The organism is Paenarthrobacter nitroguajacolicus (genome assembly GCF_031455195.1).
GTDB classification, from domain to species: domain Bacteria; phylum Actinomycetota; class Actinomycetes; order Actinomycetales; family Micrococcaceae; genus Arthrobacter; species Arthrobacter nitroguajacolicus_D.
Window position 1 is genome coordinate 81273 of the sequence record NZ_JAVDSH010000012.1, and the last position, 21799, is coordinate 103071.

Annotated in this window: 21 protein-coding genes; 9 read left to right on the forward strand and 12 right to left on the reverse strand. The window is 62.3% G+C overall.

Annotated elements, in window-relative coordinates; all coding sequences use genetic code 11:
- Positions 1 to 31: 31 nt before the first annotated feature.
- Positions 32 to 2059 (reverse strand): CDP-glycerol glycerophosphotransferase family protein, encoded by a 2028-nt coding sequence (locus tag J2Y68_RS20305; protein WP_309996331.1) that lies wholly within the window; start codon positions 2057 to 2059, stop codon positions 32 to 34.
- A gap of 219 nt (positions 2060 to 2278) precedes the next feature.
- On the opposite strand from J2Y68_RS20305, the gene J2Y68_RS20310 reads away from it, so the two are divergent.
- Entirely contained in the window at positions 2279 to 3040 is a 762-nt protein-coding gene (locus J2Y68_RS20310) for a DUF4191 domain-containing protein (RefSeq protein WP_211711290.1), read from the forward strand.
- Positions 3041 to 3135: 95 nt separating this feature from the next.
- On the opposite strand, the gene J2Y68_RS20315 is transcribed toward J2Y68_RS20310, so the two are convergent.
- Positions 3136 to 3573, reverse strand: a complete 438-nt coding sequence (locus J2Y68_RS20315) for an RDD family protein (protein WP_309996334.1) — start codon at positions 3571 to 3573, stop codon at positions 3136 to 3138.
- 311 nt (positions 3574 to 3884) lie between these two features.
- Between J2Y68_RS20315 and glnA (J2Y68_RS20320) the strand changes: the two genes are divergently transcribed.
- Positions 3885 to 5309, forward strand: a complete 1425-nt coding sequence (gene glnA, locus J2Y68_RS20320) for a type I glutamate--ammonia ligase (protein WP_211711292.1) — start codon at positions 3885 to 3887, stop codon at positions 5307 to 5309.
- 86 nt (positions 5310 to 5395) lie between these two features.
- Here the strand turns inward: glnA (J2Y68_RS20320) and J2Y68_RS20325 are convergent, their stop codons facing one another.
- The 3 genes from J2Y68_RS20325 to J2Y68_RS20335 form a co-directional block, all read right to left on the reverse strand.
- Positions 5396 to 5746 carry a hypothetical protein gene (locus J2Y68_RS20325; protein WP_211711294.1) on the reverse strand — a complete coding sequence of 117 codons (351 nt, stop codon included), beginning with the start codon at positions 5744 to 5746 and terminating at the stop codon, positions 5396 to 5398.
- Positions 5747 to 6333: 587 nt separating this feature from the next.
- Complete coding sequence (locus J2Y68_RS20330) at positions 6334 to 6549, reverse strand: AsnC family protein (RefSeq protein WP_309996531.1); 216 nt, start codon at positions 6547 to 6549, stop codon at positions 6334 to 6336.
- Between the two features lie 4 nt (positions 6550 to 6553).
- Entirely contained in the window at positions 6554 to 7174 is a 621-nt protein-coding gene (locus J2Y68_RS20335; protein WP_309996339.1) for a GNAT family N-acetyltransferase, read from the reverse strand.
- Between the two features lie 60 nt (positions 7175 to 7234).
- Here J2Y68_RS20335 and J2Y68_RS20340 point away from each other — a divergent pair, with 60 nt between their 5' ends.
- Positions 7235 to 8731 (forward strand): arylsulfatase, encoded by a 1497-nt coding sequence (locus J2Y68_RS20340; protein WP_309996342.1) that lies wholly within the window; start codon positions 7235 to 7237, stop codon positions 8729 to 8731.
- 20 nt (positions 8732 to 8751) lie between these two features.
- On the opposite strand, the gene J2Y68_RS20345 is transcribed toward J2Y68_RS20340, so the two are convergent.
- On the reverse strand, positions 8752 to 9450 hold the full coding sequence (locus J2Y68_RS20345; RefSeq protein WP_309996345.1) for a helix-turn-helix transcriptional regulator: 699 nt from the start codon (positions 9448 to 9450) through the stop codon (positions 8752 to 8754).
- Between the two features lie 73 nt (positions 9451 to 9523).
- Between J2Y68_RS20345 and J2Y68_RS20350 the strand changes: the two genes are divergently transcribed.
- Positions 9524 to 10249 carry an alpha/beta fold hydrolase gene (locus J2Y68_RS20350; RefSeq protein ID WP_309996347.1) on the forward strand — a complete coding sequence of 242 codons (726 nt, stop codon included), beginning with the start codon at positions 9524 to 9526 and terminating at the stop codon, positions 10247 to 10249.
- Positions 10250 to 10269: 20 nt separating this feature from the next.
- Here the strand turns inward: J2Y68_RS20350 and J2Y68_RS20355 are convergent, their stop codons facing one another.
- Together J2Y68_RS20355 and glnA (J2Y68_RS20360) are read right to left on the reverse strand one after the other, a co-directional pair.
- The gene (locus tag J2Y68_RS20355) at positions 10270 to 13281 is read right to left on the reverse strand and encodes a bifunctional [glutamine synthetase] adenylyltransferase/[glutamine synthetase]-adenylyl-L-tyrosine phosphorylase (RefSeq protein ID WP_309996349.1); all 3012 of its coding nucleotides are present in this window, start codon (positions 13279 to 13281) and stop codon (positions 10270 to 10272) included.
- A gap of 9 nt (positions 13282 to 13290) precedes the next feature.
- Positions 13291 to 14631, reverse strand: coding sequence for a type I glutamate--ammonia ligase (glnA, locus tag J2Y68_RS20360; protein ID WP_090825698.1), 1341 nt, complete (start codon positions 14629 to 14631; stop codon positions 13291 to 13293).
- A 190-nt stretch (positions 14632 to 14821) separates the two neighbouring features.
- Here glnA (J2Y68_RS20360) and panB point away from each other — a divergent pair, with 190 nt between their 5' ends.
- Positions 14822 to 15727, forward strand: a complete 906-nt coding sequence (panB, locus tag J2Y68_RS20365) for a 3-methyl-2-oxobutanoate hydroxymethyltransferase (protein ID WP_309996351.1) — start codon at positions 14822 to 14824, stop codon at positions 15725 to 15727.
- Here panB and J2Y68_RS20370 read toward each other — a convergent pair.
- Entirely contained in the window at positions 15724 to 15888 is a 165-nt protein-coding gene (locus J2Y68_RS20370) for an SPOR domain-containing protein (RefSeq protein ID WP_011774435.1), read from the reverse strand. The two genes, panB and J2Y68_RS20370, sit on opposite strands and share 4 nt — an antisense overlap.
- 108 nt (positions 15889 to 15996) lie before the next feature.
- Here J2Y68_RS20370 and map point away from each other — a divergent pair, with 108 nt between their 5' ends.
- From map to J2Y68_RS20385, 3 genes are all read left to right on the forward strand, one after another.
- Complete coding sequence (map, locus tag J2Y68_RS20375) at positions 15997 to 16875, forward strand: type I methionyl aminopeptidase (RefSeq protein WP_309996354.1); 879 nt, start codon at positions 15997 to 15999, stop codon at positions 16873 to 16875.
- Between the two features lie 71 nt (positions 16876 to 16946).
- Complete coding sequence (gene ppgK / locus J2Y68_RS20380) at positions 16947 to 17750, forward strand: polyphosphate--glucose phosphotransferase (RefSeq protein ID WP_309996356.1); 804 nt, start codon at positions 16947 to 16949, stop codon at positions 17748 to 17750.
- Positions 17751 to 17756: 6 nt separating this feature from the next.
- Complete coding sequence (locus tag J2Y68_RS20385) at positions 17757 to 18518, forward strand: SDR family oxidoreductase (RefSeq protein WP_309996359.1); 762 nt, start codon at positions 17757 to 17759, stop codon at positions 18516 to 18518.
- A gap of 79 nt (positions 18519 to 18597) precedes the next feature.
- On the opposite strand, the gene nrdR is transcribed toward J2Y68_RS20385, so the two are convergent.
- The 3 genes from nrdR to J2Y68_RS20400 all read right to left on the reverse strand — a co-directional run bounded on the left by nrdR (position 18598) and on the right by J2Y68_RS20400 (position 21171).
- Positions 18598 to 19101 carry a transcriptional regulator NrdR gene (gene nrdR, locus J2Y68_RS20390; protein WP_309996361.1) on the reverse strand — a complete coding sequence of 168 codons (504 nt, stop codon included), beginning with the start codon at positions 19099 to 19101 and terminating at the stop codon, positions 18598 to 18600.
- A gap of 170 nt (positions 19102 to 19271) precedes the next feature.
- The gene (gene hisD / locus J2Y68_RS20395; RefSeq protein WP_309996363.1) at positions 19272 to 20633 is read right to left on the reverse strand and encodes a histidinol dehydrogenase; all 1362 of its coding nucleotides are present in this window, start codon (positions 20631 to 20633) and stop codon (positions 19272 to 19274) included.
- Between the two features lie 4 nt (positions 20634 to 20637).
- Positions 20638 to 21171 (reverse strand): hypothetical protein, encoded by a 534-nt coding sequence (locus J2Y68_RS20400; RefSeq protein WP_309996366.1) that lies wholly within the window; start codon positions 21169 to 21171, stop codon positions 20638 to 20640.
- 110 nt (positions 21172 to 21281) lie between these two features.
- Here J2Y68_RS20400 and J2Y68_RS20405 point away from each other — a divergent pair, with 110 nt between their 5' ends.
- Complete coding sequence (locus J2Y68_RS20405; protein WP_309996369.1) at positions 21282 to 21782, forward strand: flavin reductase family protein; 501 nt, start codon at positions 21282 to 21284, stop codon at positions 21780 to 21782.
- The last annotated feature ends 17 nt before the right edge of the window (positions 21783 to 21799 follow it).

Here is a 21799-nt window from a genome sequence, read left to right on the forward strand (position 1 = left end):
ATGCTCCGTTTGAAGCTATGAATCCTCGACATCAGAGACCAAGCATCCTCTCCACAATTTTCTCGTTAATGCGTTGGGGTTCCACGCCTTCGAAGAAGCGTTCGCGGCGCCGAGTGTACGTGACGTCCTCAGCTGCGAAGCGCTCATGGATGATGTGGTCCACGATTCCGGCTTGGTCACTGAATACGGGTCCCAGGCCGTCGTCGAGGTAATCAAGGCGGCTCTCATAGGGCTGGTCGCGGAAGAAGTCCACTGCGTCCCAGTGGTAGTAGGCGATGGGGATTCCTATGAAGGCCGCATCCAGGGCGGCAGAGCTGTAGTCGGTGATGACCAATTCCGCAGAGCGGATTGCTTCCCTGTAACTCAGGCCGGAATGCACAATGCGCTCGGAGAACCTGAACTGGCCGGCACGCTTTTCCACGTTCGGATGCAGTTTGACGTGCAGGACCCGGTCCGTGTCCGCCAGGAAGGACAACAGTGCCGAGTCAGAGAGAAAGGCGTCGATGGCGCGAAAGTAGCCCGATTGGGCAAAAAGCTCCGTGGATGACTGGTGAAGGTTGAAGCGCCAGGTCGGCATGAAAAGAAGGTGCCGCTGCCCTTCGTTTGCCCGCGTCAGGGACTCATAGCGTGGCAGGCCTGAATTCAGCGTCTCCACGGGGGCAAGCCTGCCCATGTAGTCCGCTTCCATGCGACCCGTAGCCACGAAGACGTCGAAGTATTTGGAAAGCACCCAGTCGGACATGTCATTGAGTTGGATTCCGTGTTGAAGATATACGAAACGTGAGTTCGCAAATGACTTTCCCCGATACCTGATGCTGTAGATCTGCGATGAAACCACCAGGTCCGACACCAGGAACATCTCGTAAAACTCCTTGGTGAAGATCGGGACGAGCTTGAAACCCTTTGCTTCCAGCCGTGGCCAATCGGGCGACTTGGGACTGATCGCGAAGTAGACGTTGCCGAATTCCGGGTGCTCTCGTGTGAAGTACTCGTACAGGTGCTCGGCGTTGTCGTCCGCTTGTTGGGGCCGATCAAAGAACAGGATGGTTGAGGATGGTCCGATCGGCCGGTTGTAGAAGTTGTAGCTTCCCGGCCTCGCATTTCCGGGACGGAGCCTGCGTTCCAGATATTGCTTCTCGATAGTCAGGATGTCGTCCTGAAACAACAGTTCGTAGAGGCGGAGCGGGGTCCCGGTCCGTTCCTCGTGCTTACCGTTGAAAACCAGGTAGGCGTCCTTGTGGCTCAGTTGCTTGTAGAGCTGTCGGCTTACCAGGGAGTCATCCAGCCAACGAATCCATGCGGCCTCGAACGGTTGAAGCTGCTCCACCATGCCGACGAGCTCAATGAGCTGGAAATCGCGGATCACGTCCCGGAGATGGCTGAGACTGATCGAAGTTACCTTTTGCCCGCGGATTCCCCTCAGGAACAAAGCAACGTAGCGCAGAAGCTGCAAACGGATTTCTTTGGAATGAAACGGAATAAGCGGAACCAGGCGCTGGGCCTCACCTGGGATCTGCAGCCCCGTGGCTACCTTGGTATCCGAGGCAACCGAGAAGCCAGTGGTCAACGGCCTGACCTTGGCGATGGACCAATATAGCCGGTAGCTGATGTAGATGGCTGACCGATCCACGTCCTTGAGCGCTTCCAGGGCATCGCCAAGCCTCTTGGTGTTGAACGCAATGCCGAAGACGTCGGTGTCGCGGCTGTACTGGTATGTGTCGTCGATCCTGGTCCCGGCAACGTTCTTCGCGATGGCGCCGGTGTACATCACCGGTTCCGCCAGATACACCGTTCGTGTCCGGAGGTACTCGAACAGGGTGGCCACGTAATTGGCGGAGATCAGATGTGAGGTACGCATGAAGATGACGTACTTGCTTTGTATCTCCGCGCACAGTCCGGCGATTCTGGCGGTCGTCAAGGGCTCTTCCATATGGCGGACCGCGAAATGGGACTCCAGCCGGAGACGGGCAGCAATGAGGCGTCGATACATTGCGGATTCACGGTCGAGCAGTCCTGTCTCTTCCAGGACGATAGTGAGCAGCGGGGGTGATTCGGGCATTTGATTCCTATAGGAGTGCTTACAGCGGCAAAGACTCGCGAAGTTCAAGTGCGGCCGGCGTAAGAATCATGACGTGGAATTCGAAAATCAGTCGTGCCTTATCAGCGTGTGCCCTGCGCCGCACCACGGTCCCGGGGTTGATCGATCCCCGGACCGGGCCCCGGCAGTTTCTACGTAACGTCCGGGGCTTGGGCGGATATCACGTAGAATTGAGGCACTATGGCGAACTCCCCTGATTCCAGCAAATCGACCCCATCGGCCGACGCACCCAAGCGTGGGCTGTTCCAGCGCAAGCCCAAGGAAGCCAAGGCCAAGAAGCCGAGCCAGCTGAAGCAGATCGCTGAAGTTTTCAAAATGACCCGGCGGAATGATCCCCAGGTCGTTTGGATCATGCTGCTGGCGTTCCTTGCCGTCGTCGCCGTTGCCTTCCTCATCGGCTACCTGCTGGAAAACTGGGTTACCGGCCTGATCATCGGCATTCCCTTGGGCCTGCTTGCCGCCGTCTTCATTCTTTCGCGCCGCGCCGAAAAGGCAGCGTTTGCGCAGATTGAGAACCAGCCCGGTGCCTCCGGCGCTGCCTTGGGGACGCTTCGGCGAGGCTGGGTCACACAGGATCAGCCGGTTGCAGTCAACCCGCGCACCCAGGACGCCGTTTTCATGGCCATCGGCCGCCCTGGCATCGTCTTGGTCAGCGAAGGGCCAACCCACCGGGTTAAGCCGTTGGTGGACGCTGAACGCAAGCGCCTTGCACGCATTCTTCCCAACGTCACCATCCATATCCTGGAGTCGGGGCGCGGTGAAGGCCAGGTCCCGCTTAACCAGCTGGCCAAAACCATGGGAAAGATGAAGAACGAACTTACCAAGGTGGAGGTCAACGCAGTCAGTAAGCGCATCAACTCCCTTGGAAACCGCCTGCCGATCCCCAAGGGCATCGACCCCTACAAGGCCCGCCCGGACCGCAAGGCCGCCCGCGGCCGTTGATCCGGCAGGATTGAGCCGAACGCAAAAGCGCACTTCCCCACGGCGGGAAGTGCGCTTTTTCCTTAAGTATTCAAAAACGATCGACGGCCGGCCGCCTATCTCCTGATGAGGATAGTGTTCATTGCCTTATCGTGTAGCCCCCGCTGGTCCGGGTCGAAGACGACTGCAGGGATCACCAAGCAAAGCAGCAGGGTACGCACCACCGCGGCCAGTGGACCTGCCGGCCCACCGCCCAAGCGCACGACGTGAATGCCCATGATCCTGTGACCGATGCTGTAGCCCAAGGTGCCGATCAAGAGGATCTGTTCGATGGCGAAGATGGCGAGCGTAGCCCACTGGTTACCGCCGAAAGCGAAATTGCTGATCACCAACGCTATGGTCCAGTCGATCACGATGCCGAAGATGCGGCGCCCGGCGCGGGCGATGGAGCCAGGGCCGGACTCGGGCAACCCGAGCCTTTCGCCTGGATATTTGGAGATGCCGGATGTGTCCGGGCCACTCAACCAGGAACCAATGTCTTTTCGATCTACCACACACCAAGCCTAACGTCTGGTGTACATTGCGCCCGACCCGGGACCAGGCTGCCTGAAGACTGCAACGCCTGACATGTTCGCCCAATGGACCCGCTTGGACCGAACACCGGAAAGCCGACTACCGTTTACACAACAGACGATTCTGTAACCTGCCGGAAACAATACTGACACCCCCGGGAAATCCCATCTCCCTAAGGTGGTATGAGTTGCCAGCCACCATGGCAAGGGGATCTTTTGTGCCTCCTGCCCTTGGTTTGGGCTGCACCACGCGGCCTTCCGGGCCTGTTACTTGATATGCATAAGGAGCATAGATGTTCAAGACTGCGGACGAAGTCCTCAAGTTCATCAAAGAAGAAGATGTCAAGTTCGTCGATATCCGCTTCACCGACCTTCCTGGTGTCCAGCAGCACTTCAATGTGCCGGCCAAGAGCGTTGACCTCGACTTCTTTGTCAATGGTCAGCTCTTCGACGGATCGTCCATCCGCGGCTTCCAGGGCATCGCTGAGTCCGACATGCAGCTCATCCCGGATGTAACTTCTGCTTTCGTGGACACCTTCCGTATTGAGAAGACCCTCGCTTTGAACTTCTCCATCGTGAACCCGCGCACGGGAGACCCGTACCACCGCGACCCTCGCGGCGTTGCTGAGAAGGCTGAAGCTTACTTGGCATCCACCGGCATCGCCGATACCGCATTCTTCGCTCCTGAAGCCGAATTCTTTGTCTTCGACAACATCCAGTACGAGTCCTCCCCGCAGGGCAGCTTCTACAAGATCGACTCCGAAGAAGCCCACTGGAACACCGGCCGTAAGGAAGAGGGCGGAAACCTCGGCTACAAGACCCCCGTCAAGGGCGGCTACTTCCCCGTTTCCCCCACTGACAAGCAGGCCGACCTCCGCGACGCCATGTGCGTTGAGCTGGACAAGGCCGGCCTTGAGGTGGAGCGCTCCCACCACGAAGTCGGCTCTGCCGGCCAGGCTGAAATCAACTACAAGTTCACCACGCTGACCGCCGCTGCCGATGACCTGCAGAAGTTCAAGTACGTCATCAAGAACACCGCTGACGCTTGGGGCAAGTCCGTCACGTTCATGCCGAAGCCTGTTTTCGGTGACAACGGCTCGGGCATGCACTGCCACCAGTCGCTGTGGAGCAACGGCGATCCGCTGTTCTACGACGAGAAGGGCTACGCAGGCCTCTCCGACACCGCGCGTTGGTACATCGGCGGCCTGCTGAAGCACTCCTCGGCTGTCCTTGCTTTCACCAACCCGACGGTGAACTCCTACCGCCGCTTGGTCAAGGGCTTCGAAGCTCCCGTGAACATGGTTTACTCGCAGGGCAACCGCTCCGCCGGTATCCGCATCCCGATCACGGGCACCAACCCGAAGGCCAAGCGCATCGAATTCCGCGCTCCGGATCCCTCCTCCAACCCGTACCTGGCATTCGCTGCCCAGCTGATGGCCGGCATCGACGGCATCCGCAACCGCATTGAACCCCCGGCTCCCATCGACAAGGACCTCTACGAGCTCCCTGCCGAGGAAGCCAAGGACATCCCCAAGGCTCCGGGCTCCCTGGAAGAGGCTCTCGAAGCTCTTCGCGAGGACAACGAGTTCCTGCAGGCCGGCGGTGTCTTCACCCAGGACCTCATCGACACGTGGATCGACTACAAGTACGAGAATGAGATTCGCCCGCTGTCGCTGCGCCCGAACCCGTACGAGTTCGAGCTCTACTACGGCGTCTAAGCTCCACTCGGCTTAGCCACCAACACAACGGAAGGCCAGGGTCAGTCTGAAGGGACTGGCCCTGGCCTTCGCCGTATATGCAAGTGCTACTCTGACTTTTCGTGCTCACGTTCGCGGATGTTCCGGGTGATTTCGTCGAGTTTGTCCTTGACGAAACTGGCGGCGTCCGTCAAACCCTTTTCCGCACTGCCGAGCGGGTCAAGCTGCAGGTAGACGTGCTTGTCGATGGGCAGGTCGTACTCATCCTTCAGATGCGTACCGCCGCCAACGCCGTTGAGGGACAGATAGACCAGTGCTTCGGTCCGTGCGATGCCTGCGATCGTCCCGAAGACAACAGTGAAGTCGTTGGGCTGAAAGCTCACGGACTGACCGACGTGGCGCCGGTCCAGCTCTCCGGCGGTAATCGCCTTTTCGGTCGGACTTCCGTTGTATTCCATGTACTTCCCCTATGCATCGAGATCAGTGACAGAAGAAGTCTATAAGGTTACTTAGCGTCAGGCATGCCACCGGCGGCGATTCACCCAGGGAAACTTCCCAGCGCTCAGTGTTTGGTAGTGGGGGCTTGCCCTGGTTGCTCGGGGGCTGCGCAGTCTGCGCAGAACACCCGGTCTGTTTCTTCACCGCAGCACTGGCAGCGATGGAGCAGGGCCGCTGATTCGATCACATAGGCTGTCATAGGGACCATGCTGCCCGCCCACGCCCACCCGGGGCACGAGTAGTGTGTACTCGTTTTTCGTCACCCGGCAGCCGCGACTACTTGGATTGGGTCTACCGGGCGCCCTCGTCGCCCGCCGCATTGCCGACGCGGGGCCCCTCGTTTGCTTCGGCGTCCGCGAACGTGGCGAAACACCGTCGGCAGGCAAAGGTTCCGTCGCGGCCGTGGCGCGATGACCAGTGCGGCCCCGCCTGCTTGCAGCGGAAACAGCTCGCGTTGGAGAAGGCAGTCCCCTCAGGATCCAGCATCACTGTCACGGGAGAAGTCTAGGCGACGCCGCCGGTCCAGGAACAGGCCACAAAGGCCCTCCTACTGCTTTCCGTATTTCTTGTGTACGGCCTGCTTGCTGACGCCCAGGCAAAGGGCAATCGCTTCCCACGACAACCCTGATTGCCGGGCCGACCGGACCAGCGAGGCCTCAGTACGGCCCACTTCCTTCTGCAGTTCCGCCACGGCGTAGAGTGCCTCCGCGGGGCCCATTCCGTCCATCGATCCCACAAGCGTTTTCATGCGGTCCACCTCCATGGCGTCAACCATAGTTGACGTTTGGCGGCGCCGTCAACCAACGTTGACGGCCTGGTCCGCCCAGTTCCCTGTACATGGTCCGCTGCGGACCGGCACTTCCACCCAGATACCGCCCGGTGTCCACGAAGCCTGCTTTGGCATAGGCGGCCAACCCTGCAGGGTTGCGTTCATTGACGGAAAGTACGACGCCGACCTGGCCGCCACCCAGCCGCGCCGTCAGCTTTCGGGCCTCATCCACCGCAGCGCGCGCCGCCATTGAGCCGAGGCCGCGGCCCTGGCGCCGGGAGTCGATGAGGAACCCCCTCAGCAACCACGCCGACTCATCGTCTGCCCAGCCCGCGAGGCTCGCCGCCCCAGCTTGAAGGGTCAGGACTCCCACTGCCTCTCCACCGGATTCGATGACGTATGGAAACCGCGAATCCTCTTCGAGGCCAATCAGCGCCATGCGGAGGGGGTCGCCCACGAAGCTTTGCTGGTCGTCATCAACCGCCATCCCGGCCACCGAGCCCAACTGTATGGCCCGGGAGTCGTCGTCGAGCATCTTAAGGGGAATCAACCACACGTCACCTAACCACTGATGACCATTATCGATTGAAAGCGCATCCCCAGAGTCACCTTCGAGCATTTCGGCCCTTTCTTCCCTTAGGGTTATCCCAACAGTGTCCAACGCCGGAGGCATCGCTTCGTGAACCAGCCCAACGTCATCCTGATCTGCGTCGATGAGTGGCGGGGCGACTGCCTGTCCTCGGACGGGCACCCCTTCGTCGAAACTCCCCACCTGGACGAGTTGGCCAGGCAGGGCGTCCGCTTCTCCAGAGGCTATTCTGCTACCCCATCGTGTGTTCCCGCGCGAGCAGCCCTCTTCACCGGACAGTCACAGGAACGGCATGGCCGGGTTGGCTACAACGACGGCGTCCCTTTCCATGCAGTCCACCCGGTGACGGTACAGGATGAGTTCCGAAAAGGTGGATACCACACGCAGGCCATCGGGAAGATGCACGTATGGCCCGAACGTTCCCGGCTCGGTTTCGACGACGTCATCCTTCACGACGGATACCTCCACCATGCCCGCCGGGAGCACCGACAACACTTCGGCTTGTTCGACGATTACGTCCCGTGGCTCCGGAGGCAACCCGGCATGGGCCCGGACGCCGAATACTTCGATCACGGCGTCAACTGCAACTCGATCGTGGCCCGGCCTTGGGACAAGGCAGAGAATCTCCATCCCACCCACTGGATCGGCACCCAGGCCATCGAATGGATGCACCGGCGCGACCCCGTAAAGCCCTTTTTCCTCTACCTTTCGTTCCACCGCCCGCATCCCCCGTACGACCCGCCGTCGTGGGCTTTTGAGCAGTACCTCAACCTTCCGGCCTATGAAGCGATCGAGGGCAACTGGGAACATCATTGGGACGAGCACCGCCAGGATGGCGACTATCAGGCCAGCTACGGCAAGGTCCCGAACCACGTCGTGCACCGTGCGCGGGCAGGATATTACGGGCTGATAGCCCAGATCGACCTGCAAATCAATCGGATCAAAGAGTCGCTGGCTGACTTCGGACTGCTGGACGACACCGTCGTCGCCTTCACCAGCGACCACGGCGAAATGATGGGCGACCACCACATGTTCCGTAAGGCAGTTCCGTACGAAGGCTCCGCCCGCGTGCCGTTCATTATCGCGGACTCACCTGCCGTTCAAACCGCAGCGCGTGGAACAGTCGTGGAGCATGTGGTGGAACTCCGGGACATCATGCCCACACTCCTGGACCTTGCGGGACTGCCGATCCCCGACTCCGTCGATGGCAAGTCACTGGCGTCGATCGTCCGAGGTGAAAGCGCCCTGCCCGTCCGGGACATCCTGCACGGCGAGCACGTCTACTGGGGGCAGAACCTGCACTGGCTCACGGACGGGCACCATAAATACATTTGGGGTTCCGGTCGGGGAACGGAAGAACTGTTCAACCTCGACGCCGATCCCCAGGAGCGCACCAACCTCGCCGAAGACACTGCCAGTCAAGGCGAACTGCAGTTGTGGCGTGAACGCATGGTGGAAACGCTGCGGGACCGCGAAGAAGGCTACGTCGTTGACGGCGAGCTCACGCCTGGAGCCCCCGTAGTGGCGATGTTGCGGCATGCCAGGGAAAAGGCAGCGGCGGCCATGGCCCAGGTCTCGTCCAGCTGACCAGAGAGACTACCTCCGGCTCACTCACTGCGACCGTGCACCGGCCTGGCATTCGCCGGGGGTTCCCCGACCTCCTGGACGGTATGACCGTCGCAGGCCAATTTGGTCACACTGGCCCGCTCGATGCGCGCGACGGTGAACCATCGCATTGCGTTGCGCAGCCGGCACCATCCAACCATGTACCACTGGCCGTTCGTGCAGGCGAATAGTACGGGTTCGACATCGCGGGTGGTGGTGGTCCCGTCCATCGCTGTGTAGCGAATCCGAAGTACCCGTTGCTCAGCCATTGCCTCTTCCAGCGCCGACCTGATTGCGCGCGAAGGTGAGGGTAGCGTCTTCACCCATATGCGCTGGGCCAGCTCGTCGGCTCTTGCCCGGGTCCTGGGATCGAGAACGTCCATGATTTTCCGGATGCCGGCTGCAGCCAGATCCGCGTAGGGCGCATCCGATGCGGCGGACACAGCCGCCATCAGCGCCACCGCCTGTGCGGAGGAGAGACTGACAGGCGGCAGGGTGGCACCTGCTGCCAATCCGTAGCCGCCTCCCGGACCAGGGCGGGACCACAGAGGCGCGCCGCTGTGCTCCAGCGCATCGAGATCTCTCTTGACCGTACGAACGGATACCTCAAGCTCTCCTGCCAGCCGTTCGGCGGAGATCCCCCTCGCGCCGCTGCGGCGCAGCATTTCCGACAGGGCGTGGAGTCGTTCGGCTCGTTTCACAGTCCAGGCCTCATCGAATTCATGACATAAATAGTGACATACCCTTGTCCGGAGGGCCTGCGAGAGTTGTTGCATGTCAACAGATACGAGCCGTCCGATCATCCTTATTGCCGGCCACTGGCTGGGCGCCTGGGCGTGGGATGAAGTCCTTGAACACTTGAAAACCGAACATGCCAGCGCCATCGCGATGACGCTGCCTGGCCTCGACGCTGATGACCCGGAGCGCACGGCGAGGACTCTCGACGATCAGGCCACCGCGATCCTGGGCGCCATTGCGCACCACGATCAGCCGGTGATCCTGGTCGCTCACAGTGGGGCTAACGCGCCCGTCAGTCTCGTCATTGACCGACACCCGGGGCTTGTCCACCGGGTGGTGTGGGTTGACTCGGGCCCGGTTGCGCCGGGAAGTGTCTTCGCCCCGGACCTCCCGGACGGTTTGGTGGAGCTTCAGCTACCGTCCTTCGACGTCCTGGCACAGCACGCGAGCCTGGAAGGCCTGAACGCAGAGGTCCTCGAACGTTTCCGGGCACGGGCCGTCCCTGAGCCCGGCCCCGTGCTTCGCCAGCCCGTCGAACTCACTAACAAGGCCCGCCGCAACGTCCGGACCACCCTGGTGTGCTGTTCGATCCCGGGCGCGCAGGTGCTTGAGCTGGCCCGGGCCGGCCATGCCATGTTTGCCGAAGTCGCGAAACTCGAACACCTCGACGTCATCGACCTCCCGACGGGTCACTGGCCCATGTGGAGCCGTCCCCGCGACCTCGCTTGGGCCATTGACGCTGCGGTTTCCCAAACCACCTGAACCGCACACACCCGGCAGGACTAGTTGCCGTAGAACCGTCTCTCGAACACTCCCCTGGCACGACGACTAAGCCGCAGGTAGTCCTCTTCGAACTGACCGGCGTTCCCGGGAGCATACCCACACCAGCGCGCTGCCGCCTCCAGATCCTTACGCGAGGACGGAAGGAGGTCTGAAGCCCGGCCAGTCACGATGACATTTGCGGAACGGATGCGGCTGGCAAGCTGCCATGCCTCCCGCAGGAGCGCCGCGTCGTCTTCGTCGATGAAGTCCAGTTTTTCGGCGGCGGCCAGAGCCTCGAGGGTAGAACTGGTCCGCAGTTCCGGGTGCTTCCCGGCGTGCTGAAGCTGAATCAACTGGACCAACCACTCGACGTCGCTCAACCCGCCACGGCCCAGCTTCACATGCCGCGCCGGATCAGCGCCACGAGGCAACCGTTCGGACTCTACACGCGCCTTGACACGGCGAATCTCCCGAACATCCTGCTCGGCGAGTTCCTCGGGGTAACGGATGGGATCGATGAGCTTGACGAAATCGGCGGCGAGCTCATCCGAGCCGGCCATGGGGCGGGCCCGCAACAGCGCCTGGGCTTCCCAGATCAGCGACCATCTGCGGTAGTACTCCGCATAGGAGTCCAGGGAACGCACCATGGCACCGTTCTTGCCTTCGGGCCGGAGGTCGGCGTCCACCATCAGTACTCGTTCTGCCATGATGGCCGGCTTGAGCGGCTGGGTGAGGAAACTGGAGATCTTGGCGACAATCGTCGTCGCCTGTTCCTGGGCCTCGGCATCACTGAAACCGGGGCGGGCGCGGTGGACATAAATGACATCCGCGTCTGAACCGTAACCGATCTCGCGTCCGCCTTGCCGGCCCATCGCGACCACCAGGACATCAGTCTTCAGCGGACCCTCCGCAGCCACCACCGATTCGGCAACATGCAAAGCACCAAGGACGGCTGCCCGGTCTGTCTCGGCCAGAGCGAGCCCAACGGCGTCCTGGTTCAGCAACCCGGCACTGTCCGCAATGGCGGTCCGCAGGATTTCCCGGCGCCGGATCAGCCTGATGAGACGCATGGCGCTTTCAGGGTCCGGGTGGCGGGAAAGTTTGGACTGGATTTCCTGCCACTGCGCCTCAAACCGGATCGGCGCCAGTTCCTTGTCGCTGCCAAGCCACGCTACGGACTCCGGCGACACTTCCAGCAGGTCCGAAATCAACCGGGAGTTGGCCAGGACCTGGCACAACCGCTCGGCGGCTGCTTGGGAATCACGGAGCAATCCCAAGTACCAATGCGTGGTTCCAAGTGCCTCGCTGACACGGCGGAAGGCGAGTAGACCGGCGTCGGGATCCACACCCTCCGCCAGCCAGCCGAGAAGGATGGGAAGCAGCTGGCGCTGCAGCGCCGCGCGCCGGCTGACTCCTGCGGTGAGTGCCTCGATGTGCCGCATGGCGCCTTGGGGGTCCAGGTAACCGAGTGCGGCGAGCCGGCCTTGCGCAGCTTCAGGGCTGAGCCTGGCGTCTTCGCTACTCAGCTTTGCCGCAGTATTGAGCAGTGGCCGGTAGAAGATCCTCTCGTGCAACTCCCGGACCGATTTCTTGGTCTTCTGCCACGTCCCCATCAGCTGGTCGGGATGCGGGCGCTCAAGCGCGAATGGACCCAGGACTGCCTTGGCAAGGAAGCGCTGGGCATCTTCAGTGGCCGGCATCAGGTGGGTCCTGCGCAACTGGAACAATTGGATGCGGTGTTCGAGCAGGCGGAGGTACCGGTACGCGTTGTCGAAGGCTGCCGCGTCTGCACGGCCGATGTATCCACCGGCGGATAGTGCTGCAATGGCGGAGGTGGTGTCCCTGCACCGCAGGGATTCATCGGACTTGCCATGGACCAGCTGCAACAGCTGCACGGTGAATTCGACGTCCCGAAGTCCGCCGCGTCCCAGCTTGATCTGGCGCTGTTCTTCGGCCGCTGGAATATAGTCCGTCACCCGGCGGCGCATGGCCTGCACGGATTCAACAAAGCCCTCACGGCCTGCAGAGGACCACACCAGGGGCTCCACTGCCTTCTCGTAACGCTGGCCAAGCTCCCGGTCTCCGGCAATGGTGCGGGCCTTCAGAAGTGCTTGGAACTCCCAGCTTTCGGCCCAACGGGCGTAGTAGCTCAAGTGCGAGGGCAGGGTGCGGACCAACGGCCCTGACTTGCCTTCCGGCCGCAGGTTGGCATCGACTTCCCACAGCCCCGGCTCGGGAGCGGACGACCAGATGGCCCTGGAAATTCCTGACGCCAGGGCCGTACCGATGGTTGAGGCACGCGCGTCATCGAGTTCCCCGGATTCGACGACGTAAATGACGTCGACGTCGGAAATGTAGTTCAGCTCGCGCGCACCGCATTTACCCATACCGATGACCGCGAGTCCGACGTCGGCAATCTCCGCGGGAGCATACTGGCCTGCCGCTTCGGCACGGGACACCGCCAGGGCCGCCTCGATCGCGGCACCGGCAAGGTCCGCCAGCTCGGCACCGACAGAGGGCATGAAGTCCTGTGGCGAGGCAGCGCAAAGGTCCTTGATGGCAAGCTCCGTCAGCCCGCGCCGGTAGGCAGTGCGCAAAGCGGCGTAAGCCGGCATCCCGGTGATTCCTGCAATCGGACGCTGAGCGCCCGGTTCGGCTTTCACCGAGCGAAGAAGCAGCGTCCGGAGATCTTCGCTGGATGTCTGAAGTGGCTCTGGACTGACGCGGACATCAAAAACGTCCAGGTGCTCCGGCCGTCGGATGAGGAACTCCCCCAGCGCTTCGGAGGCACCCAGCAGCCGGTACATGGGCTCACTGGCATCCGGGTCTGCTGCAGCCAGCTTCTTCAGTCCGGGATTCTTCTCGATAAGCCGGACCAGTGTTTGGAGTGCCGTATCCGGGCTGGCCGCCATGGAGAGCCCGACGAAAAGCGCGTCCTCGTCGATCCCCTCAAGTTCAGGGGCAGCGAGGAAGCGTTCGCCCTTTTCGAGATCACTGAATCCGGCTGAGATGAGCCGACGTGCGAGGCTCATGGGCCCTGCCTACAGAATGCCGAGGTTGCGCTGCAACTCGTATGGAGTGACCTGAAGGCGGTAGTCCTGCCATTCTGCGCGCTTGTTGCGCAGGAAGTGCTCGAAGACCTGTTCGCCAAGGATCTCGGCCACCAGCTCGGATTCTTCCATGGCGCGGATGGCATCGTGGAGGCTGGCCGGCAACGGCGCGTGGCCCATGGCCTTGCGCTCCGCCGTGGTCAACGACCAAATGTCATCCTCGGCTGCCGCGGGAAGCTCGTAGCCTTCCTCGATGCCCTTCAAACCGGCGCCCAACAGCACGGCGTAGGCCAGGTACGGATTGGTGGCTGAATCGATGCCGCGGTACTCAATACGTGCGGATTGGCCCTTGCCGGGCTTGTAGAGCGGGACGCGGACCAGTGCAGAACGGTTGTTGTGGCCCCAGCTCAGGTAGCTCGGTGCCTCGCCGCCGCCCCAGAGGCGCTTGTAGGAGTTCACGAACTGGTTGGTCACGGCCGTGAATTCGGGTGCGTGCTTGAGGATGCCGGCAATGAACTGGCGCGCCGTCTTGGACAGCTGGAATTCCGCCCCGGCCTCGAAGAAAGCGTTGGTGTCGCCCTCGAATAAGGAGAAGTGCGTGTGCATGCCCGAACCCGGGTGGTCGGTGAACGGCTTGGGCATGAAGGTGGCGTAGGTCCCCTGCTGGAGGGCGACTTCCTTGATCACCGTGCGGAACGTCATGATGTTGTCCGCGGTCTGGAGCGCATCCGCATAGCGGAGGTCGATTTCGTTCTGTCCCGGTCCGCCTTCGTGGTGGCTGAACTCCACTGAGATGCCAACAGACTCGAGCATGGTGACCGCAGTGCGTCGGAAGTCCTGCGCAACGCCGCCTGGGACGTGGTCGAAGTAGCCGCCCTCATCCACGGGGACCGGCGAGCCGTCAGGACCGAGGTCCTTGGACTTCAGCAGGTAGAACTCAATCTCCGGGTGGGTGTAGCACGTGAAACCCATGTCCGCGGCTTTGGCCAGGGTCCTCTTGAGGACATTGCGGGGGTCGGCGGCGGACGGCTCACCGTCGGGCGTCAGGATGTCGCAGAACATCCTGGAGGTCTGCTCGGTCTCGCCACGCCACGGCAGGATCTGGAAGGTGGACGGGTCGGGCTGGGCGAGCATGTCGGACTCGAACACGCGGGCCAGGCCCTCGATGGCTGAACCATCAAAGCCAAGGCCCTCTTCGAAGGCACCCTCGACTTCGGCCGGCGCAAGCGCAACGGATTTAAGCGAACCCACGACGTCGGTGAACCACAAGCGTACGAAGCGCACGTCACGCTCTTCGATTGTCCGCAGAACGAACTCTTGCTGGCGGTCCATAGGGCCTCTTTTCCGGTTCGGTGTCCATGCCGCTGGTTTCATTGGACTGAAGCCACGACAGCTCAGCCTTCACTCTACTAAGAGTTCCGTGCTAATGCCGCAGCAGTAGCCGCGCGTAACACAGCGTTTACACAAGGTGACGCCGGGCACAGTGGTGGCAGGCGTCGTCGGCACCGCTTAGGCTCTATCCATGGCCCCGAGCAACACACCTGAGTCCACCACGCCCGCCGAAGTCCCCGCCCCCTACGGCCGCGGCCCTACGGCAGCGGCACAACCGTCGTCGGCTTCAGGCAGGAAGCCGACGGCCAGGGTTCGGATCCACCACCTCCAGCAAGCCAAGGACAACGGCGAGCACTTCGCCATGCTGACCGCCTATGAGCAGTACACAGCGGAGATTTTCGACCAAGCCGGAATCGAAGTCCTCCTGGTGGGCGATTCCGCGTCCAATAACGTCTTCGGCAACGAGACCAGCCTTCCCGTCACCGTCGATGAGCTCCTGCCGTTGTGCCGGGCCGTTGCACGGTCGGCAAAGCGTGCCTTGATCGTCGCGGACCTGCCCTTCGGCAGCTACGAGGTTTCCGCTGAGCAGGCCGTCGCCACAGGTGTCAGGTTCCTCAAGGAAGGCCTGGCGCACGCCGTCAAGATCGAGGGCACGGCCTACTACGCGGACACCGTCAAAGCAATGGTCCAGGCGGGCATCCCTGTCATGGCCCACATCGGGTTCACTCCCCAAAGCGAGCACTCCCTGGGTGGTTACCGGGTACAGGGCCGCGGGGATGACGCCCAGCGCCTGGTCGATGACGCAGTGGCCCTGCAGGACGCCGGCGCCTTCAGCGTCCTCATGGAGATGGTCCCGGCAGAAACCGCGGCCACCGTGGACGCAGCACTTCGGGTTCCGACCGTAGGCATTGGGGCAGGCAAGAGCACCACAGGCCAGGTCCTCGTTTGGCAGGACATGGCCGGATTGCGGGGCGGAAAGATGGCCAAGTTCGTCAAGCAGTACGCGGACCTTCGCACCACACTGAGCGATGCAGCGGCTGCGTACGGCGACGACGTCCGGTCCGGACAGTTCCCCGGACCGGAGCACTCCTTCTAGTCGTCGTCCTGGGCGTCCCAGGCGTCGTTGCGCGCTTTGACCTTCTCCAGGGCGTGCTCGGCTTCTTCCCTGGTCTTATAGGGGCCAATCAGCTGGGTCCAATCGGACATGGCGTCCTCTTCGATCTCGTGCGTCTTGACGTTGTACCAGTACTCCGTCACGTCTCCTCCTCGATCCTCGGGCGATTGGACGCGTAACGTTGGCGGGGTCACAGGAACCCAACCACACTTTGTTACTTGCGTCTCTTGCGTGCCTTATATGATCAATCTATGCCTTCTCTAGCTTCGACTGCACCCATTGGCGCCCTCACCCCGGGAACCATCAGCCCTGAACGCCCCGTCCCGGCGTCGATCCCCCGGCCCGAGTATGTAGGCAAGAAGGCACCTGCCAAGTTCACCGGCTCCGAGGTGAAGTCAGCCGAGACCATCGAGAAGATCCGGATTGCCAGCAAGATCGCGGCACAGGCAATTGTCGAGGTCGGCAAGCACATCCAACCCGGGGTCACCACGGACCAGTTGGACAAGGTGGGGCATGAGTTCCTGCTGGACCACAATGCCTACCCGTCCACGCTCGGCTACAGGGGTTTTCCCAAGTCGCTGTGCTCCTCCCTCAATGAGGTCATCTGCCACGGCATCCCGGATTCCACGGTGGTCCAGGACGGCGACATCCTGAACATCGACATCACCGCCTTCATCGGCGGAGTCCATGGGGACACCAATTACACTTTCCTCGTTGGCGACGTGGACGAAGAATCCCGACTGCTGGTTGAGCGCACGCAGGAGTCGCTCAACCGGGCCATCAAAGCCGTGGCCCCCGGCCGCGAGATCAACGTCATCGGACGGGCCATCCAGTCCTACGCAAAACGCTTCGGCTACGGCGTGGTTCGCGACTTTACTGGCCACGGCGTGGGTGAGGCGTTCCATACGGGCCTCATCATTCCGCATTACGATGCGGCCCCGGCGTACAACACCGTGATCGAGGCAGGCATGGTCTTCACCATTGAACCCATGTTGACCCTCGGAACCATCGAATGGGACATGTGGGCCGATGACTGGACGGTCGTCACCAAGGACCACAAGCGCACGGCCCAATTCGAACACACCCTGCTGGTCACAGAGACCGGCGCGGAAATCCTGACCCTTCCCTGAGCCCTCCGGAAGGTCCAGCAGCCCCGGAGGCTGCGCCATGCCCATCCCCTCCTGCCACGATCGGAAATGCATTGTCCAAGAAGGATGAGAAGACCCACAAGAACGCCCCGCTGATCGGAATCGACATCGGCGGCACCGGCATCAAGGGCGGCATCGTCGACCTGAAGAAGGGCAAGCTGATAGGTGACCGTTTTCGGGTGCCCACTCCACAGCCCGCAACCCCGGAGGCTGTCGCCGAAGTAGTTGCACAGATCGTCGAAGAACTGTCCAGTCGTCCCGACGCGCCGGCAGCAGACTCCCCGGTGGGCGTAACATTCCCGGGCATCATCCAGCACGGCGTGGTCCACTCTGCGGCCAACGTGGACAAAACCTGGCTGAATACCGACATCGATGCGGCATTTACCAAGCGTCTGGGGCGCCCCGTTGAGGTCATTAATGATGCCGACGCCGCCGGCCTTGCCGAGGCCCGCTACGGCGCAGGCGAAGGCGTGGACGGAACAGTCCTGGTGATCACCCTGGGCACCGGGATCGGATCTGCCTTCATCTTCAACGGCCAGCTGGTCCCCAACGCTGAACTGGGTCACCTTGAGGTGGACGGATTCGACGCCGAGACGAAGGCATCGGCTGTTGCCCGCGAACGCGATGGCCTGAGCTGGGACGAGTATGGTGTCCTGCTGAACCGCTACCTCCAGCACGTGGAGTTCCTGTTCTCCCCTGAGCTGTTCATCGTGGGCGGCGGGATCTCGAAGCGGTCCGACGAGTACTTCCCCCACCTGAAGCTGCGCACCAAGATCGTGACTGCCAAGTTGAAAAACGACGCCGGCATTGTTGGCGCTGCCCTTGAGGTGGCATTGCACCACAAGCTCGCCAAGTAGGGCCTGGTGGAGGACGAGTCGGGAAACCGGATCGCGATCGTCAGCGGTGCAAGCCGTGGCATCGGCGCTGCCGTAGCCCACGCCGCGGCAGCCGCCGGGTATGGCGTCGTCGTTAATTACTCAGCGGATGCCGAGGGCGCACACGCAGTTGTCCGCCGCGTTGTTGCCCAAGGCGGCCGTGCACTTGCTGTACAGGCGGACGTCAGCCAACCTGCCGACGTCGTTCGCTTGTTTGACGAAGCCGGAGACTGGGGAACGGTGACAGCGGTAATTAACAACGCCGCCATCACCGGCAACCAGATCGGCACCCTGGTGGAGGTGCCTGCCGAGAAAGTGCAGCGGGTTGTCGACGTCAACGTCACGGGCATGATTTTCATGTGCCAGGAAGCTGTGCGGAGGCTGTCAACGGATCATGGCGGCAATGGCGGAAACATCGTGAATATTTCCTCCACCGCCACCAAGGCCGGCTCACCCGGTACCTGGGTGCACTACGCCGCAACGAAGGGCGCGGTGGATGTCCTGACGGTGGGTTTGGCGTCCGAGGTGGCCAAGCAGGGAATCCGCGTCAACGCAGTGGCACCGGGCAGCACCAAAACGGGGCTTCACGCGGCAGCAGGCATGCCGGACCGTGTGGAAAAGCTGAACCCAACCATCCCCATGGGTCGTGGCGCTGAACCGGAAGAAGTCGCAGCCGCGGTGATGTGGCTGATGTCCGGCGAGGCCGGCTACATCACGGGGGCTGTGCTTCCAGTGGCGGGCGGGCGATAGCCCGGCCCGTGCCACAGTGCTGGTAGCTGCCATGGTGCCGGTGGCGGCTGCGGCTTCCCCTCCGCTGCCGCCACCGGAGCTAGAGTTGGCTCTTCTCGGAACCTTGGGCTTGCTTGGTGCCCGCCTTGGCGTGGGCTTCGGCCTCGTGGCGGAGCAAGGAAATAGCGGACTCGAAATCTTCCAGGGACTCGAAGGCCTGGTACACACTGGCAAAGCGAAGATACGCCACCTCGTCCAGCTTCCGGAGCGGACCAAGAATGGCCAGGCCTACCTCGTGAGCATCGATCTCCGCTGCACCCGACGAACGGATGTTCTCTTCGACTTCCTGTGCCAGCATGGCGAGGTCGTCCTCGGTGACCGGACGCCCTTGGCACGCCTTGCGGACGCCACTGATGACCTTGATACGGCTGAAGGGCTCGCCTACGCCAGAGCGCTTGATGACGGAGAGGCTGGTGGTTTCCACGGTAGTGAAACGGCGACCACATTCGGGGCACTGGCGGCGCCTGCGAATGGAAGACCCGTCGTCCGCCATGCGGCTGTCAACGACGCGAGAGTCAGGATTCCGGCAGAACGGACAATACACGCTGGGCCTCCCCTGACAGATCCGGCACGGGACTCACCCGGCAGGTCGCCGGAGACGCAAAGGTGCCGGAAGATAGCTTCCGGCACCAGTTTACGTTCCACTACACCCTAATGACAAGCGTGTAACTACTACATGTAGTGGTGTGCACCCTTATATGTAGTGGTTGGCTGTCAGGCGAACCGGATCCTGACGGCGTCTCCATGACCCGGCAGGTCCTCCGCGCCCGACAAGCTGACGATGTGGGTGCTGACCTCCTGCAAGGCGGCACGGTCATAGTTGATGACCTGCACTGCGCGCAGGAAAGTGGTCACATTCAATCCGGACGAGAAAGCCGCGGTGCCGCTGGTTGGCAGGACGTGGTTCGAACCGGCGCAGTAGTCACCCAGACTGACAGGGCTGTACTCCCCTACAAAGATCGCTCCGGCGTTGCGGATCCGGGACGCGACTGAAGCTGCGTCCGCGGTCATGATTTCCAGGTGCTCGGCCGCGTAGGCGTTGCACACTGCGATCCCCTGCTCCAGGTCGTCGACCAACACCACACCGGACTGGGGCCCGGACAACGCCTCAAGAACCCGGGCGCTGTGCTTGGTGGCAGCCGCCTGCCGTGCAAGTTCAAGCACGACGGCGTCGGCCAGGTCCGCGGAGTCCGTCACCAGGACAGAAGCAGCTTTGGGATCGTGCTCGGCCTGGCTGATGAGGTCGGCAGCTACAAGGGGTGCCTGCGCGGTGGCATCCGCAAGAATCGCAATCTCAGTGGTCCCGGCTTCGGAGTCGATGCCCACCACACCCTTGACCAACCTCTTGGCGGTGGCCACGAAGATGTTGCCGGGTCCGGTGACAACGTCTACGGGTTCGATCGGTAGTTCATCACCGGATCCCGGGATGCCATAGGCGAAGGACACAATCGCCTGCGCACCACCGATGGCGTACACCTCGTCGATACCCAGGAGTTTGGCGGCCGCGAGGATGGTGGGGTGCGGCAAACCATCAAAGTCCTTCTGCGGAGGCGAGGCCAGGGCAATGGACCCGACACCGGCAGCCACAGCAGGGACCACATTCATGATCACGGATGATGCCAAGGGGGCGAGGCCGCCGGGGACATACAGCCCAACGCGGCCCACGGGAATCCAGTTCTGGCTGACTACTGCGCCGTCGCCCAACGCGACATCCACGTTGGCGGGCCGCTGCTGGTCCGCAAACTGGCGTGCCCGCCTGATCGATTCCTCCAGTGCAGCACGGACCTCGGGGTCGAGCGCGTCCAGCGCCTGCGTCAGTGCTTCGGCCGGGACGCGGGGGTGCGACTGTTCCACTCCGTCGAACTTCCGTGCCAGCTCACCCAGGGCAGCGAAGCCCTGGCTGCGTACGGCAGAGATGATGTCCTGGACCTTTTGCTCGGCGTCAGCCATCGTCTGGTGGCGGGCCCTGGGAACGGCGGCACGCAGTTCAGCGAGCGAAAGATGGCGGCCCCGGAAATCGATAGTGCGGAAATCGAGGGCAGCGGCTGGGACGGAAGTATCCGGGGAAGTGGTCACCCGGCTATTTTACGGGCTTCTTCGAAAGAACCCCGAACAGCGCCAGGACAAACGTCACGAAGGCCAGGGCTCCTGGCCACAGAACCAGCACGGCATACGAGCGGAGCGTGAACCCGTACCCTGCTCCGAGTGCGGGATCCGGGACCTGGCTCCACAACTGGCCGGCGAGCAGGCCGACAAGCCACGCCATGACCGCGCCCGCCGCACCGCCCACCAGCGCAAAGGCCAACCGGCGCGGCGCGTCCGTGCCCTGCAGCTTTCCGTCCAAGGCAAGTCCCGTGGCACACCCTGCCAGGAGCATCAGGGCCGCAAGGACCAAGTCCCGGGGAAGCCACGATTCCGGGTCCGCGGGATTGGCCAGGTCCGGGTTGCCCGAGAGGAGGTTGAGACCGCCTGGAGCCAAGAGCCACCAGAGCACACCCAGGACAACGCCCAAAGCCGCGGGAAGGGCCAGCCAAAAGGCGTCCCGCAATTGCCGTGGGCCACGGGCCGGAGCCGGTTCGGAAACGGAAGGGAGGCTCACACTGGGCTCGGTCATGCAACCCACATTAACAAAGGTTCACGCTGGCCCCGCAAAAGAACGGGCTGGAGCGCCCGGGGAATACCCTGAGAGTAAGACCCGCAACCCCAGTCCAGGAGAACAGCAACGTGGCAAGCGAAGAACCCGGCTTCGAGCAGACCTTCAGGGAGATGTTCCGCCGGCATGCAGCAGGGGTGGCCATCATTACTGCCAACCTCAACGGCAAACCGTTCGGTTTCACCGCCACTTCCGTGGCGTCCTTGTCCGCCGAACCGCCCCGCTTCACTTTCAACATGGCCCGGAGTTCCAGTTCCTGGCCGGCCGTGGCCAACGCGGAATTCATCGGAGTGCACATGCTAGGGCTTGAAAACCAGGCCCTGGCCAATCGCTTCGCCCGGACCCGCGACCGCTTCGAAGGCGACCACTGGGAGCCAGGGCCACACGACGTGCCAATCCTCAAGGATGTCAGCGGCTGGCTCGTTGGAAAGATCCAAATGCGCTTGTCGTTCGAGAACAACGCCGTGGTGGTGGTCGAGGTCGTCGACGGACAGGTAGGAGACAACGGCACTCCCCTGCTGTATCACAGCGGCGCGTACAGCAAGCCCGCCCCGCTCGACTACGAGATCTGAGCCCGATCGGGCCCTGC